General features: G+C 35.9%; 18 protein-coding genes. 9 read left to right on the forward strand and 9 right to left on the reverse strand.

Going from position 1 to position 16,340, the window contains the following annotated elements:
* Positions 1 to 88: 88 nt before the first annotated feature.
* From JNL75_00610 to JNL75_00640, 7 genes are all read right to left on the reverse strand, one after another.
* Entirely contained in the window at positions 89 to 634 is a 546-nt protein-coding gene (locus JNL75_00610; protein MBL7788314.1) for a hypothetical protein, read from the reverse strand.
* 77 nt (positions 635 to 711) lie between these two features.
* Positions 712 to 1,206 (reverse strand): HAD hydrolase family protein, encoded by a 495-nt coding sequence (locus tag JNL75_00615; protein MBL7788315.1) that lies wholly within the window; start codon positions 1,204 to 1,206, stop codon positions 712 to 714.
* Positions 1,207 to 1,277: 71 nt separating this feature from the next.
* On the reverse strand, positions 1,278 to 2,189 hold the full coding sequence (locus JNL75_00620; protein MBL7788316.1) for a toxin-antitoxin system YwqK family antitoxin: 912 nt from the start codon (positions 2,187 to 2,189) through the stop codon (positions 1,278 to 1,280).
* Positions 2,190 to 2,227: 38 nt separating this feature from the next.
* Positions 2,228 to 3,244 (reverse strand): agmatinase family protein, encoded by a 1,017-nt coding sequence (locus tag JNL75_00625; GenBank protein ID MBL7788317.1) that lies wholly within the window; start codon positions 3,242 to 3,244, stop codon positions 2,228 to 2,230.
* Between the two features lie 23 nt (positions 3,245 to 3,267).
* Entirely contained in the window at positions 3,268 to 3,633 is a 366-nt protein-coding gene (locus JNL75_00630; protein MBL7788318.1) for a four helix bundle protein, read from the reverse strand.
* Between the two features lie 52 nt (positions 3,634 to 3,685).
* Positions 3,686 to 4,468: an enoyl-CoA hydratase/isomerase family protein gene (locus tag JNL75_00635; protein ID MBL7788319.1), complete on the reverse strand. Its 783-nt coding sequence runs from the start codon at positions 4,466 to 4,468 to the stop codon at positions 3,686 to 3,688.
* 33 nt (positions 4,469 to 4,501) lie between these two features.
* Positions 4,502 to 6,028, reverse strand: coding sequence for a glycine--tRNA ligase (locus tag JNL75_00640; protein MBL7788320.1), 1,527 nt, complete (start codon positions 6,026 to 6,028; stop codon positions 4,502 to 4,504).
* 37 nt (positions 6,029 to 6,065) lie between these two features.
* On the opposite strand from JNL75_00640, the gene JNL75_00645 reads away from it, so the two are divergent.
* From JNL75_00645 to secA, 6 genes are all read left to right on the forward strand, one after another.
* Positions 6,066 to 6,290, forward strand: a complete 225-nt coding sequence (locus JNL75_00645; protein MBL7788321.1) for a hypothetical protein — start codon at positions 6,066 to 6,068, stop codon at positions 6,288 to 6,290.
* Positions 6,290 to 6,541: a type II toxin-antitoxin system RelE/ParE family toxin gene (locus tag JNL75_00650; GenBank protein ID MBL7788322.1), complete on the forward strand. Its 252-nt coding sequence runs from the start codon at positions 6,290 to 6,292 to the stop codon at positions 6,539 to 6,541. The genes JNL75_00645 and JNL75_00650 overlap by 1 nt, the downstream gene beginning before the upstream one ends.
* Positions 6,542 to 6,564: 23 nt before the next feature.
* Positions 6,565 to 8,193 carry an MFS transporter gene (locus tag JNL75_00655; protein ID MBL7788323.1) on the forward strand — a complete coding sequence of 543 codons (1,629 nt, stop codon included), beginning with the start codon at positions 6,565 to 6,567 and terminating at the stop codon, positions 8,191 to 8,193.
* Between the two features lie 25 nt (positions 8,194 to 8,218).
* A complete protein-coding gene (locus tag JNL75_00660) occupies positions 8,219 to 8,557 on the forward strand; it encodes a hypothetical protein (protein ID MBL7788324.1) in 339 nt (112 codons plus the stop codon).
* Between the two features lie 57 nt (positions 8,558 to 8,614).
* The gene (locus tag JNL75_00665) at positions 8,615 to 8,773 is read left to right on the forward strand and encodes a hypothetical protein (GenBank protein ID MBL7788325.1); all 159 of its coding nucleotides are present in this window, start codon (positions 8,615 to 8,617) and stop codon (positions 8,771 to 8,773) included.
* A 226-nt stretch (positions 8,774 to 8,999) separates the two neighbouring features.
* Positions 9,000 to 12,305, forward strand: coding sequence for a preprotein translocase subunit SecA (secA, locus tag JNL75_00670; GenBank protein MBL7788326.1), 3,306 nt, complete (start codon positions 9,000 to 9,002; stop codon positions 12,303 to 12,305).
* Positions 12,306 to 12,390: 85 nt separating this feature from the next.
* On the opposite strand, the gene JNL75_00675 is transcribed toward secA, so the two are convergent.
* Both JNL75_00675 and JNL75_00680 read right to left on the reverse strand, forming a co-directional pair.
* Positions 12,391 to 12,969, reverse strand: a complete 579-nt coding sequence (locus tag JNL75_00675; GenBank protein MBL7788327.1) for an acyloxyacyl hydrolase — start codon at positions 12,967 to 12,969, stop codon at positions 12,391 to 12,393.
* A gap of 41 nt (positions 12,970 to 13,010) precedes the next feature.
* Positions 13,011 to 13,877 carry an RNA polymerase sigma factor RpoD/SigA gene (locus JNL75_00680; GenBank protein MBL7788328.1) on the reverse strand — a complete coding sequence of 289 codons (867 nt, stop codon included), beginning with the start codon at positions 13,875 to 13,877 and terminating at the stop codon, positions 13,011 to 13,013.
* 142 nt (positions 13,878 to 14,019) lie between these two features.
* Between JNL75_00680 and JNL75_00685 the strand changes: the two genes are divergently transcribed.
* The 3 genes from JNL75_00685 to JNL75_00695 all read left to right on the forward strand — a co-directional run bounded on the left by JNL75_00685 (position 14,020) and on the right by JNL75_00695 (position 16,221).
* Positions 14,020 to 14,568 (forward strand): hypothetical protein, encoded by a 549-nt coding sequence (locus tag JNL75_00685; protein ID MBL7788329.1) that lies wholly within the window; start codon positions 14,020 to 14,022, stop codon positions 14,566 to 14,568.
* Between the two features lie 103 nt (positions 14,569 to 14,671).
* Positions 14,672 to 15,655: a ketoacyl-ACP synthase III gene (locus JNL75_00690; GenBank protein ID MBL7788330.1), complete on the forward strand. Its 984-nt coding sequence runs from the start codon at positions 14,672 to 14,674 to the stop codon at positions 15,653 to 15,655.
* 11 nt (positions 15,656 to 15,666) lie between these two features.
* The gene (locus tag JNL75_00695) at positions 15,667 to 16,221 is read left to right on the forward strand and encodes a hypothetical protein (GenBank protein ID MBL7788331.1); all 555 of its coding nucleotides are present in this window, start codon (positions 15,667 to 15,669) and stop codon (positions 16,219 to 16,221) included.
* The last annotated feature ends 119 nt before the right edge of the window (positions 16,222 to 16,340 follow it).

Raw genomic sequence — 16,340 nt, forward strand, 5'->3', positions numbered from 1 at the left:
TTACTGAAATCAATAAAAAAAATTACATACTCCATTTCTAAATTCTCTTAAAAGATTAAATTGAAGGAATTTTAGTAGCTAAATCAAATTAATATCTCACAGTGCCTTCTGTAATTACTACAGAGTCATTCGCATTATTATTTTTATAGATTACACCTGAAAAATCGAATTCAACTGATTTACCGGTAACACCTGCTGGATTATCAAAAATTCGAATGATTTTATAAGTAAACCTAGATTTAGCGTTTCCAGTTAAAGCAGCCACTGTGTAAGCATTACTTGTAGAAGTTGTATTTGCTTTTTTATAAATAGCTGAATTGAGCGCACCAGTTAAAGGGGTAGCACTTTTGAAGGTAAATACAACTCCAGGAGTAACCTCCGAACCAGATTGTAATTCTATGGATTCCTCGTTCACTTCTGCATTGTGCCCAAATCCAACTGACTTAATTATCGTACCTGTTATTGTATTTTCGTTATAAATACCGAAACCCTTATTTGAGGTAAATAACCTGCCATCAACTCGCATGCTGAGATTAGCATTTGGTATGCCAGTTGAACCTGAAGAATTATTACTACTACAAGACCCCAATGTGAGAAAAACACTCACTACTAATATTAAGAAAAGATTGTGCATAATTAAACGATTTAAATTATGAAAGAAAAAAGAAATTCAAGAACAAATTTAATAATTTAACTAAGCTCAATATAAATTTAATTTGCCTCCATAATTAAATCCATAAACTCTCGTACAGCGCCATACCCAGCCTCCTTTTCTGTAATATAATCTGCCACCGCTAAAGCTGATTTGTGCGCAGACTTTGGTGCACAGGCTAATCCACACCATTGCATGACCTCTGCATCAATGATATCGTCTCCCATATATGCGACTTCCTCAGGAAGTAAATTTAGTTCCGTAGCCCACTTCTTGGCTACTTCTACCTTGCTACTTCTTTCTGCATGAACTCGAGTTATGTTCAAAATTTTGGCTCTTTGTTGTATTATATCTTTAGCCAATCCTGCAGCACTGATAATACCTACTTCAAATCCAGCTTCTATCGCTCGGCGTATACCCTCGCCATCTTGAGCAAAAAAGCGCTTGATTTGCGAACCATCGGGCAATACATAAATACCGCCATCGGTCATAGTCCCATCGACATCCAATAGTATGAGTTTAATTTTTTCAAGTTTCTCTTGTAAATGATTCATTAGTTATTAGAAGTTGAGGGGTTGAGGGGTTGAGATGTTATGAAACTATAAATCTCAATAAAGTGATTCATTTAAAATTTTATTTTGGTTTTATTGCCATTTTTATCATAGCTAAACCACTTCCCAATTTTATTGCCCATATTGTATTCGCCTTCTTCCATAACCCTTCCATCATCATAAAATTTTTTATATTTACCATGCAATTTAGCTTGGGAGTAGTATCCGTTTTCCATCACCTTGCCATTGGGGTAATAGTTTTCAAAACTGCCAGCTTCTGTACCATAGCGAAAGGTAACTCTTTTTACTGGTGTACCTAGCGAATCAAACTCCATACGCTGTCCTTCTTGCTTTCCATTGAGAAAATAGGTTTTCACATGAACTTGTCCATTTTCGAAATAATCAGTATAAGGACCTTCGTACTCGCCATTCTTGAAATAAGCAGCCAACCTAGGTTTACCATTATTAAAAAAATCTTGCCAATAGCCATGACGTTTTCCATTTTTATATGCACCATCAACTAACTTAACTCCAGTAGAGTCAAACATAGCTATTCCACCTTCGTCAGCACCCATTTTATACTCTTTGATAGCTTGTTTGTTTCCATTAGAAAAATAGTAGGTAAATACACCATCCTCTTTGTCCTCTTTATAGTAACCAGCGATAATTAGCTTGCCATTCTCAAAAAAACTTTTGTAAATTCCATCCTTCTTACCAAGCCTGTAGTAAATGACTTCCCTAGGTTTACCATTACTAAAATAATAGACACACATACCATCTTTTATGGTGTCTTTAAATTGTTCCTCTTGAATTTTATTCTTTGAAATTCTATCTATAATTGTTACTTGAATATTACCATTAGTCAAAGAATCAATCTTTCGAAAAGTGGGAGAAAGAAGTTCTAATTTTTTATTTATTTTTTTCGACTTCTGAGCAAAGCATTGGGAGCTTATTATTAGAGCTAAAATAAAAATCAAATAACGCATACTTTTTATTTATTTAGATACTCTTAAAAACTAGGAGTTTAATCTGCTATCCATGTGCCTATCATTCTATATAAAACTCTAGCTCCTACATTAGCATCCCACACGTCATTGCCCACCTCATTGAGATCCATACCAATAATGTTTTTACCCGCTTTTTTTACATGGTTGAAGAGATAGAAAACTTGATCGACTTCTAGCCCACCTGCTACGGGCGTCCCAGTATTCGGGCAATATTTTTGCTGCAAACCATCGATATCGAAACTGATATAAATATTTTTAGGTAAAGTCTTGACTATTTCATCGCAAATCGTTCTCCAACCTTTGCCTTCGAACATATGATAATTGATATCTCTATCATAAAAAATATTGACTTTTTTCTTTGATTTTTTAGCAAAATCTTTTTCTTCTTCACAAAAATCTCGAATACCTACTTGTGTCAAGCTCTTTACATTTTCGAATTTCAACGCATTATACATAATAGATGCATGTGAATAGGTAAATCCTTCATAAGCCTCCCGCAAATCACAATGTGCATCTATTTGTAATATCCCGAAATCTTTAAATTTTTCACTCAAAGCCTTTAAATAGCCTAATGGCGTAGAATGATCGCCTCCAAGTAATACCAATTTTTTACCTTCGTTCAGTATCTTTGAACATTCCTTATAAACCCAGTCTACCATTTCCTCACAGGCTTGGTTAATGAGTTCCGTATTATTTTTGAGCGTAAAACTGTCTTCGACGGTTCTCCCTTTTTCTTGCAGTTTAATAGCTTCTACTGCGTATTGTCTATGTTTAATGCATTTTTCAAGTAGTACTGGAGATGACTTTAAATAAAAAATTCCCTTCTCCCAAAAATTTCCAAATTCTAAATCATAAAGATCTACTTGCATAGACTCTTCACGAATAAGTTCAGGTGCCAAGCTAGTGCCATCGCCATAACTCACTGTCACATCCCACGGAACTGGGAATACTATAACCTCTGCATCTTTGAAAGTAGATGGAAGTCCATATAAATTACCATTATCTAGGCCGAGAGCATTAGGGTCGAATGACATTATTTTTAGTTTCTAGTTATTAGTTATAAGTTTTTAGTTTTATTCAAAGTCTTTTGAAAAGAAACAATCATTTTTTGAATCTCTCCTAGTTTTTCATTTAGAGCCGAATGAGTGTGTTCATTTATAAACTCCAAATTAAAGGCAATAATTAACTGTGTTTCTAATTCAAACGATGAACCTAATGCGATACACAAAAATCTATCAAATTCTTTGACGGAGCGATTACTGGAACCTTCTGCTATATTTGAAGGAATTGATATTGCACTTTTTTTAATTTGACTTGTCAATCCATATAACTCACTTTGTGGAAATTCTGATAAAACTTTATAAATTACTATTACAAAACTAACAGCCTTGCTCCAAACTAATAATTTTTTAAAATTACTCATATTTTTTATTTTAAGTAACAAATCTAGTAACTAGCAACTAGAAACTCGCAATTTACTTACCAGTAAAAACAGCTTTTCGCTTCTCCATAAAAGCAGCTACCCCCTCTTTGAAATCTTCGGTTTCAAAACATTCTGCAAAGCAATTCGTCTCCGTAGTAAAGCCAACAGGTCCATCTTTAAAATAAGACTGTACACATTCGACTATTTTCCCTATGGCAAATGGAGCTTTAGAATTTATTTTAGTTGCTAGTTCAATACATTTAGTCATCAACTCATCTTTGCTTACTACATAATTAACCAAACCTAGTCTATGTGCTTCGTCCGCCTTCATATTGTCAGCTGTCATGAGATATTCCATGGCTTTGCCTTTGCCTATGAGTTGCACTAATCGCTGAGTACCTGCGTAGCCTGGTATCAAACCCAAATTAACTTCTGGTTGACCGAAAAGGGCGCTGTCGCTAGCTACTCGTATATGACAACACATAGCTAATTCACATCCACCACCCAAAGCGAAACCATTGACAGCTGCAATAATAGGTTTAGGGCAGTTCTCCATTCTATTCATTACGTTCTGTCCGTCACGACTCAACTTTTTAGCTTGATTTTCGTTGAAACTAGAAAACTCTTTGATATCAGCACCCGCAGCGAAAGCCTTATCTCCGCTACCAGTGAGTATGACCGATTTTATTTTTTCATTGGAATATATGTCATCGAGGATAGAGTCCATAGCGTCGAAAAACGCCTTATTCAAAGCATTGTATGCATCAGGACGATTGATGGTTAATATCAAAATTCCATCTTCTCTTAATTCTTGTAGGATTGCCGACATATTCATAATTTTATTGTTGTGATTAAATAATGTTAGATGTTAAAACAGTAATGTTTTCCATGACAATTTATCTGCCAAATAAGATTCTATATCAGTAATTGAAATTCGCTCCTGCTGCATTGAATCCCTTTCACGTATAGTAACCATATTGTCCTCAAAGGTTTCATAGTCTATAGTTATACAGTATGGTGTACCTATTGCATCTTGTCGTCTATATCTTCTTCCTACGGCATCTTTTTCATCATATGAGACATGATAAGATATTCTCAGTATATTGAATATTTCCCTTGCCTTTTCTGGCAGTCCGTCTTTCTTCACCAATGGTAAAATTGCCACCTTATTTGGAGCTAAGACAGGTGGGATTTTTAAAACGATACGCGTATCATTTTCTAATTTTTCTTCACAATAAGCTGCAGAAAGAACCGCTAAGAATAAACGATCTAGGCCTATAGAGGTTTCCACCACATAAGGAATATAACTCTCATTCAGTTCTGGATCGAAATACTGCAATTTCTTTCCAGACAGTTCTTGATGTTGTTTTAAGTCGAAATCTGTTCTTGAATGAATACCTTCTAACTCTTTAATTCCAAATGGAAATTCAAACTCAATGTCCACGGCAGCATTCGCGTAGTGAGCAGTCTTAAGATGGTCATGGAAACGATATTTTCCTTCTCCTAATCCTAATTTTTTATGCCAATTTATTCTCGTACTTTTCCAATATTCATATGCTTCCATTTCTGTGCCTGGTCTTACAAAAAATTGCATTTCCATCTGTTCAAATTCTCGCATACGGAAGATGAACTGACGCGCCACTATTTCATTTCGAAATGCCTTACCTATTTGGGCTATACCGAATGGAACACGTTGACGTGAAGTGTTGAGGACATTGAGAAAGTTGACAAAAATTCCTTGGGCAGTTTCTGGTCTCAAATAAATGGTGTCTGCACCTTCGGCAACCGAACCCATTTGCGTCGAAAACATCAAATTAAACTGACGAACCTCCGTCCAATTTCTACTACCACTGACAGGGCAAACGATCTCACAATCTTCGATAATCTTCTTGACTTCTGCAAAATCCGCATCTTCTAATGCCTTTTTAAATCTGCTCTCTACTGCTTCTCGTTTTGTCTTATTTTCTAGAACTCGAGGATTGGTTTCTCGAAACAATTTTTCATCAAAACTATCGCCGAATCGCTTTTTTGACTTCTCGACTTCTTTTTCAATTTTCTCATCGAGCTTAGCCATATAATCTTCAATCAAGACATCGGCTCGATATCTTTTTTTAGAGTCTTTATTATCAATCAATGGATCATTAAAAGCATCCACGTGCCCACTAGCCTTCCATGTGCTAGGATGCATAAATATCGCAGCATCTATCCCTACAATATTCTCATGCATCTGCACCATAGACTTCCACCAATATTCTTTCAAATTATTTTTCAGTAATACTCCATTCTGACCATAGTCATATACTGCACTCAAACCGTCATAAATATCACTAGACGGAAAAATGAAACCATACTCTTTGGAGTGGGAAATTATATTTTTAAACAAATCTTCGCTCATATGTTGGCAAATATAGTATGAATTAATTTTAGTATATTTGCAAGAAAGTCAAAAAGTGAAAATTTTAGAAAAACAGCTTGTTACAAACGCCGAAGGGAAACCAATTTCGGTCATATTGTCCATTAAAGATTATAATTGGATATTGGAAGAACTTGAAGAATTGGATGATATTAGAGATTATGATAAGGCAAAGAAAAGAAAGCAACAATTTGTGAGTGCAGAAGAGGCTTTTTCTAAAATTGAAAAAACTCGAAACAAATAATGTATCAAGTCAAAATTGAAAAGGCAGCTGTTAAAGCGCTTGAAAAAATTGATGATCCACACTATTCCAAGCTAAAAAAATCAATTTTAGGTTTGTCTAAGAATCCTAGACCTTTGGGTTATAAGAAATTGAAAGGCAGAGAGGGTTACCGAATTCGTGCGGGTGATTACAGAATATTATATGATATAATAGATGAAGTGCTAATAGTTTTAGTATTAGAGCTTGGTCATCGAAAAGATATTTACAAATAATTTTTAACTTTTAAAATACCAAAATGTCTCCAAGTGAAAATTTCAATCAATTTGAAAATAAGTCCACCAATTACCCAGCCCTCACTACCCTCATCACCGTATTCTTCTTTTGGGGATTCATAGCGGCAGGCAATAGTATTTTCATACCATTTTGTAAGCATAAATTTCATCTTGACCAGTTCCAAAGTCAGTTGGTAGATACTGCATTTTATTTTGCTTATTATATAGGTGCTTTGTTATTGTTTATATTTAGTAGTTTATTGAAAAGAGATATCGTGGGGTCATGGGGATATAAGAAAAGTATAATTTATGGTCTGCTTTTTTCTGCCCTTGGAGCTGCCACGATGATTTTTGCAGTCCATCAAAATTCATTTCCGCAAATGTTATTTGGATTATTTATGGTAGCGCTAGGATTTTCTCTCCAGCAAACTAGTGCCAATCCCTTTGCTATTATACTCGGCGACCCCTCTACAGGCAACACGAGAATTAATCTCGGCGGAGGCATCAACTCTTTGGGCACTACTATTGGGCCTTTGGTCGTAGGACTTGCATTATTTGGTACAGCCAAGGCAGTAGGTGATGAACAGATACAAAGTTTACCGCTATCAAAAGTTATGATATTGTATTCCTTTGTAGGGGCATTATTCCTTGGTGCAGCTGCACTTTTTGGATTTTCGTCTAAAGTGCCAAATCAAGTCAATTCCGAAGTACCTGAAAATTCGAATAAGGCTATGATAAGTTTAATTCTAATTACAGTTCTTTTAGCAGCATGCTTTATCCCTATTTTCTCCACCTATCAGTCCAGTTCAGTTATAATAGACAAAGCTGTTTTGGAGAAAACACGTTTTATATGGTTATTAATCGCTTTAGCTATTGTGATACTAGGACTGCCTTTTATTAATTTCCTTGCGTCTCGGAAAAAGGAAGGCTGGGGAGCCATGCAATTTCCACAATTGACCTTTGGGATGATAGCCATTTTTATTTATGTGGGAGTAGAAGTCGCCATTGGCTCCAATCTAGGAGAATTATTGAAGCAGCCTGAATTTGGAGGATATGAGGCTTCTGCTATCGCACCATTTATAGCTATGTATTGGGGGAGCTTGATGATAGGAAGATGGACAGGTGCAATAGCCGCACTTTCATTCTCCGATATAATAAAAAATCGTTTGAAACTCTTTGTTCCATTTATCGCATTTGGAGTGGTTTTAATCTTAACCTTCCTTGCAGGTCACAAGATAGAAATGCTCTACTGGTATGTGGTTTGTGTAGCAGCTCAGATGTTGGTCGCTTATTTTAGTCAAGATAAGGCTGCAAAAACGCTGATATTTTTTAGTTTTTTTGGCGTAGTAGCCATGCTGATAGGATTGCATACTACTGGACAAGTAGCTATCTATGCTTTTCTCAGCGGAGGCCTCGCCTGCTCTATCATGTGGCCGAGTATTTTTTCTATGGCTATTTCTGGTTTGGGAAAATATACCACTCAGGGCTCCGCCTTTCTTATCATGATGATACTTGGCGGTGCTATAATTCCTCCTATTCAAGGCAAATTAGCTGATATGAAAGGTATTCACCCTTCATTCTGGGTGGCAGTAGCTTGCTTTTTGATTCTAGGATGGTATGGTTTGTATGTGGGGCGGATATTGAGAAAATAGATCATACAAAGAAAGAATCCAACCAATGACAAAAAAATCGCTAGACAGAAAAGCCGCCAAACAATTCATTGTTTCTAATAGAGATAATGGAAAAACTGACCAAGAAATTTATCATGAATTGACTGAGCAATATTTCGACAAAAAATCGGTAGCACTTTTAATTAATGAGACAATTACCAAAGAAAATAAGAATAAGTATAGAGTATACAATAACATCTTGATTGGAATATTAATATTATTAGCCTTATATAAGCTTCTGGTAGTATTTTATTTAACGAAAGAGTCTGGTGAGCTTTGGGTACTTTTATTTGCATTATTTATTCCTCTATTATCCTTCTATGTTATTTATGAAATTTGGAATTAAAATAAACCTATTTACAAATTTTGTGGCATAATGAGTGGGCTAAGTTTTTTGCAAAACATGCGTAAAATTGAGACCAAAGAAGAATTACTTTTCAATGTAGTTGTCATAGGTACTATTGTAGCTTTGTCCTTTTTCTTAGATTATAAAATGTTTCCAAATTATAACCCTAATGGTTTAAGGAAAGACATGAATGGTGATTATATTTTCAGCAGATAGTCGATTTCCATAATTTAGAGATTCTGTCTACTTTCAACCAAGTCTCCCATTTTTACCAATATTTAAACCGCAAAAAGGCAGAGATTTAATAAATTTGCCAACTTTGAGACTGGCTTCGACCTCGTTTTCAGACAATCTGACATATTTCCCAGATAATGAATGAGATTTGAGGTCAGACAATGAAAAAACACACGAAAATAATTATTCATCGTAAGTAAAATATAGAATGTTAAATCTACTCAGCAAGTCCTTGACTAAAATTATGGGCGGAAGCAAACAAGACAAGGATGTCAAAGCAGCCACTCCATTGGTTATAAAAATCAACGAAATATATCAGACCTTATCTGGTCTATCAAACGATCAGTTGCGAGCTAAAACAGCTGAGTTTAAGTCGAAAATAGCAGATTATGTTTCAGATATTGATAGTGCCATTGCCGAATTTAAGCAAAAGGCAAATGAGGAAGAAGAAGTCTTACAAAAAGAAAAATATCTGAATAAAATAGATGAGCTCGTTAAGGAAAAAGATAAGCACCTCGAAGAGGTCTTAATGGAGATTCTGCCTGAAGCTTTTGCCGTAGTGAAGGAAACTGCTAGAAGATTTACAGAAAATATTAACTTAAGTCTCACTGCGAATGAACTTGATCGTGAGCTAGCCGTTTCAAAAGGTCATGTTACTATAAATGGTGATCAAGCGACCTATCAAAACCATTGGAAAGCGGCTGGCAATGAAGTGCATTGGAATATGATTCATTACGATGTACAGCTTATCGGTGGGATAGCCCTGCACCAAGGTAAGATATCAGAAATGGCTACGGGGGAAGGTAAGACCTTAGTAGCTACTCTACCCGTTTACCTCAATGCGCTGACTGGGTTGGGAGTGCATGTAGTTACAGTCAATGATTATCTGGCATTGAGAGACAGTGAATGGAATGCTCCTATATTTAATTTTTTAGGATTGAGAGTTGACTGTATCGACCAAACCCCTCCGAATAGCGATAGAAGAAAAATGGCTTACAATTCTGATATCACCTATGGAACGAATAATGAATTTGGTTTTGATTATTTGCGTGACAACATGGTGGAATTTACTGAAGAATTAGTGCAAAAAAAACACCATTATGCTATAGTAGATGAAACAGACTCCGTATTAATAGATGATGCTCGTACTCCATTGATTATCTCTGGTAGAGTCGATATGACGGACAAAGATGAGGTACTTTTCAATATGCTAAAGCCTCGTATAGCCCGTATTATGGATCAGCAGAAACAAATAGTTAATAAAATATTTAACGAAGCAAAAGCACTCATAGCAGAAGGGGACTTAACAGATACCGGCGGTGGTATGGCCTTATTAAGAGCTCATAGAGGCTTGCCTCGTTATACTCCATTGATTCGCTATCTGAGCGAGGAAGGAAGCAAACAAATCCTCTTAAAAACAGAAGGTCGCTATCTACAGGATAATCAAAAAGATATGCCCAAGGTCGATGAACCTTTGCTATTTACCATTGATGAAAAAAATAACTCTGTGAGTTTGACTGACAAAGGGATAGAATTGATCACGGCTAGCGGAGAAGAAAAAGATTTTTTTGTCATTCCTGACTTAGGTACCGAGTTTGGTAGAGTCGATAAGTCTGAATTGTCACAGCAAGAAAAACTGAAAAAGAAAAATGATATCATGCAAAATTTCCGTGAAAAATCGGAGCGATTGCATGTGGTGACTCAATTGTTAAAAGCTTACACACTTTTCGAGAAAGACATACAATATGTAGTCATGGACAATAAGGTAAAAATCGTCGATGAAAATACGGGGCGAATCATGGAAGGCCGTCGCTACAGCGATGGTCTGCACCAAGCTATCGAAGCCAAAGAAGGGGTCAAAGTAGAAGCTTCTTCTCAAACTGTGGCGACCATCACGTTACAAAATTATTTCCGCATGTATCACAAATTAGCGGGAATGACTGGTACAGCAGAAACAGAAGCTAAAGAATTTTGGGATATATATAAGCTAGATGTGGTAACTGTACCTACAAATAAACCTATAGCTAGAAAGGATAGAAATGACTTGATATACAAAACTAAGCGTGAGAAGTATAATGCTATCATAGATCAAATAGTTGCTTATCAGGAAGCAGGTCGACCTGTACTCGTAGGAACCACCAATGTAGAAGTATCCGAACTTTTAAGCAGAATGCTCACCATTCGAAAAATTAAGCACAATGTCTTAAATGCCAAGCAACATAGTCGTGAAGCAGACATTGTAGCTGAAGCAGGAAAGGCTGGCGCAGTAACTATTGCAACTAACATGGCAGGCCGAGGTACGGATATCAAGATCAGTGAGGATATCAAAGCGATTGGAGGACTCGCTATCATAGGTTCTGAGAGACATGAATCTAGGAGGATAGATAGACAGCTCCGCGGTAGAGCTGGTCGTCAAGGAGACCCAGGAGAATCTGTTTTCTATGTGTCCCTAGAAGATGACTTGATGCGTATTTTTGGCTCCGATAGAATCTCTAAAGTCATGGATACTCTTGGGCTTAAGGAAGGAGAAGTCATTGAAAGCGGACTTATCACTAAACAAATAGAAAAGGCGCAAACCAAGGTAGAGGAAAACCACTTTGGCATGCGTAAGAGACTATTGGAATATGATGATGTCATGAACGCTCAGCGCGATGTTATCTATAAACGAAGACGCAATGCCCTTTTTGGAGATAGACTACAGATAGATATAGAGAATATAATTTACAATGTCATCGCTGATATTGTAAAACATAATAAGGATACAAAGGATTATGAAAACTTCAATATTGAACTTTTACAGTATTTCGGCATAGAAAGCCCTATCTCTGAAAGTGATTTTGAAATTAAAACCATACATGAACTGAATAACACGCTTCTGAATCAAATTCACGATTATAGAAAAAAGAATGCACAGGATTTGATAGCCAGCATTTATCCTGCATTTGAGAATATAGCTAAAAATCAGCCTCATATCATCAATGTGATTCTACCAATAGAAGTTAATGGTCAAGAAATTAATATCTTTTGTAAACTCTCTGAAGCCTTGTCTAGCAAAGGTCAATCGATACCTAAAGATGTAGAAAAATCGATTGTATTATCTAATATTGATGACCTGTGGACTAAACATCTGCGAGAGATGGACGAATTGAAACAATCAGTTCAAAATGCTGTATGGGAGCAGAAAGATCCTATTGTCATTTACAAAAAAGAAGCTTTTGATCTGTTTCAGAAAATGATTATGAATTCCAACTTTATGCTAGCTCAGCTTCTGGTCAAGTACAAACTCAAGGAAGAACAGAAGGAATTCAAAGCAACAAGTCAAGTGCAACATTCCAATAAGGTAAGAGATATCCAATCGAATAGTGGTGCATTTGAAAATGATGACTACGGTGCGAATGAAAATGACCTCATGAATCCACCTAAGCGTGAACCAATACGAGTGGAAAACCGAGTGGGTAGAAACGACCCCTGTCCATGTGGTAGCGGTAAGAAGTATAAGAATTGTCACGGGTAGTTTACCGGAAGAACTTCCCTTTCCTTTTATAAATAAACACTTTAGTAAATCATTTAAGGATTTCATTAAACCTTGAATGATTATTTCACAAATTTATTTGTAAACCTAGTTGAAATATTGAATTATTAATCCCCCTATTGGGTGATTTTAATTGAGCATTGCTTAGGTGACGAATTCCTGTACCTAAAAATAGACTTTGATTACTATCACACTTAACTAGAAACCCAAGGACAACATATTCAGAAAAAATAAATCCAGGAGCCTGCCTTGGAAAAGCTTCGCTTATATAATGTGGACCTGCACTAACAGTAAGATATAAATGAAGATTATCCTTAATTATATTCTTTCGAATCATAACGCCAACATTCAGCCCAATCTCCTGACCAGTAATAACAATATTATCAGCAGGGTTACTCAGAAATTGACTAACCCCAAACTGTGGATTTACCAGCGCATCGATACCCCAATTCTTTTTAGAAATTAATTTCCTAAAATAATATATGTTAGCTATATTCACTTTATAATCATAGCTAACATCCAAGGCTAATTGGCTGCCATGCGTAAAGGAAAATCCTAATTTGTGCTGAGAACTCAATCCATTCTGCGTGATGGCAGATTGGAAAAAAATAATACTAAAAAGAAAGAATAAAATTTTGGAACCCACGATTGAATGTAAGAACCAATATTACTCAATTTTTTTAAAAACTATCCTAAATAAGTCTTTAATAACTTGCTGCGAGAAGCTGCACGGAGTTTCACGATAGCTTTATCTTTAATCTGACGGACACGCTCACGAGTAATACCTAATTCCTCGCCAATATCTTCTAAGCTCATAGGGTGATCGATACCGATACCATAATATAGTTTTACAATTTCACGTTGACGGAAAGTCAATGTAGATAAAGAACGTTCTGTTTCTTTTCGCAAAGAATCAATATATTCCATATGACTATCTGCAAAGTCAGCATTGTCATTCTGCAGAACATCTGATAATGAGCTAGACTCTCCTTCGATTAGTGGAGCATCTAGAGAGGTATGTCTTGACGATAATTTAAGGGTCTGCTCTATCTCTCGTTGAGGAATTCCTAAATAAATAGAGAGCTCCTCCACACTTGGTTCACGGTCATATTCTTGCTCGAGATGAATAAGTGCTTTTCTGATTTTAGAAAGCGAACCTACTTTATTTAGTGGCAATCGTACCAATCTCGATTGCTCAGCCAAAGCCTGCATGATTGACTGTCGAATCCACCAAACGGCGTAGGAAATAAACTTGAATCCTCTCGTTTCATCAAATTTTTGCGCAGCTTTAACTAAACCTACATTCCCTTCATTGATAAGGTCGTTGAGAGTCAATCCTTGATTTTGGTATTGCTTAGCTACGGATACTACGAATCTCAGATTGGCATTGACTAATTTTTCTAGAGCTAATTGATCGCCTTTTTTGATTCTTTTTGCCAATTCTACTTCTTCTTCAGCCGTTATTAGCTCTACCCTGCCTATCTCTTGCAGATATTTTTCTACTGACTGACTCTCTCTATTAGTGATTGATTTTGAAATCTTTAACTGGCGCATTTTCTAGACTCTTGATTTTGTTATAACATTGGGTTAAACCCTAATTGTATTAAAAAAGTTCCAAAAGTATTGTTTTTTATGTGAATTAGAGGATATTTGCCGACTATTTGACTTATTTTGTGGTTAAAATGTGTATTAAAACATGAAATTGTTACTGATTACTGACAATCCTATCGTTATACAATATCTTGAAAAAGTTCAAAATGGATATCAGCTAGGAAGTATTTTTATTGATTTTCTTTTGATTCAAAAATCGGATGAAGTATTTAATTTAGAGAATCAACTTAAACAGCAGAAATATCATTTAATTTTGGGTCTCACACAAGGTAAATTTGTAGGCGAATATATCTCAAGTGAGACGGTAGTCAATGCAGTCAACAACTATCTCGACCTACCCTTGCGATTTGATGAAAATAAATTCGAGCCCCATGACGTGAAACAACCACCCACAAGTATTGTTAATAGGACTACCTCATATTTTAATGTTTTTCTAGAAATCCCTAAAGCGGTATCCTTGACCCATGAAGACCAAACCATTGAACTTTCTTTATCCCGACTCGATGTAGATTCTTTACTGAATTATTACCTAGCCTACCCTATGCACAAGCATAAAGCGAATTATTATATTTTAAATTATCAAGGAGAATTCCCCACAAATTATTTAATTGATTTATTTCATAAATTGGATTAACATATTCAATTGCAATAGTTTTATATCCAAAAATGAACCTTAAGAATTAAATGCGAATAATTTTTTTCATTTACCTTTGTTCTTTGAACTAATAAATCTAAAAATGATTAGAGCAGTAATCACCGGTGTAGGAGGATATGTTCCTGACTATGTTATGACCAATGAAGAGCTATCTACCATGGTAGATACCAATGATGAGTGGATTATGACTAGAACAGGTATAAAGGAAAGACGAATATTAAAAGTAGGAGCTACATCAACCATGGCCATTAAGGCTATAGATGAACTTTTGAAAAAAACAAACACCAAACCCGAAGAGGTTGATTTATTGCTTTTAGCCACCGTAACACCCGACATGCGTGTACCTGCCACCGTAAACATAATTCAGGAAAAAATGGGTTTGATCAATGCATGGGGATTTGACTATCAGGCAGGTTGTAGTGGTTTCCTATTTGGTATAGAAATAGTTCAACGATTTGTCGAATCTGGTAGATACAAAAAGGCTGTCTTGGTAGGATCAGATATGATGTCTAGCATCACGAATTATAAAGATAGAAATACCTGTATATTATTTGGAGATGGTGCAGCAGCTATTATGGTTGAGCCTATAATAGACAGCGAATATGGTATTATAGATACTCAAAACTACTGCGATAGTGCTGGTGCTATAGAATGCCTAAATGTAAAGCGCCACGGCTCTGCTTACCCATTGACAGCGGACAATTATGCACTTGACGAGCATTTTGTTTACCAAGATGGTAAAAGAGTGTTTGTGCGTGCAGTAAAAGGAATGGCTGACGTAGTGGAGGAGGTGATGGCTCGTAATCAATTAAGCAAAGACAATCTAGCTTGGTTGGTACCACATCAAGCGAATAAGAGAATTATAGATGCTGCTAGAGATCGCGCAGGCTTGACAGAAGATAAAGTCATGCTCAATATTCATCGCTATGGCAATACAACCAATGCCACAATTCCTCTTTGTCTTTGGGAATATGAAAAGCAACTTAAAAAAGGTGACAACATCATGCTATGTGCTTTTGGAGCCGGATATACTTGGGGGTCTGCTTATGTAAAATGGGGATACTAAATAATTTACTCATGTTTAAGCACATTATATTAATCGTTCTTATTTTTTCAACACAGGATTTTTTTACACAGAATTCAAAGTCAAGAAAAAGGACTAGTACAACCTTAGTCAGTCTTCAAATTACCCAAACTTCCATGTGGTGCGGGGGTGCTAGACCAAGTGAAGAAATGGAAAAAGAATTTAATACACCTAGACCCTATCCCAATCTTACTCTGTATATAAGAAAGGATACCAACGCCATTTCAAGACCAGTTTTATACACTATCACTACTGATGATGCTGGTAAGGCTTCAATCAAATTACCTCCAGGCAAGTATGTAGTAGTGAATATTGAGAAAAAGGATGATTCTGTATATAATGCTACCATTTCAAAGTATAAGGATGCTACAGAGACTACAGGTCCTATAGATATCAACTGCTATAAAATATTTATGGCAGAACCTGATTTTACAATTGTGGTTTCCAAATTAAGACCAAGGAATGTTAGAGTTACCCATAATTATCGAAAACACTGTAATTGGTCTGGCGCACCATGCGTTGAATTTAGAGGTCACTATCCACCTTAAGGATAAATAGAAAAATTTTGCTGATTTTAAATGCATCTCACTTATCTTTGTGAGTTATAGCATACGTGTTAATATGAAATAAGTATAAAGATAATCAAACATTTTCACCCCAAGTGATG

It is taken from the genome of Chitinophagales bacterium (genome assembly GCA_016787225.1).
Lineage (GTDB): Bacteria > Bacteroidota > Bacteroidia > Chitinophagales > JADJOU01 > CHPMRC01.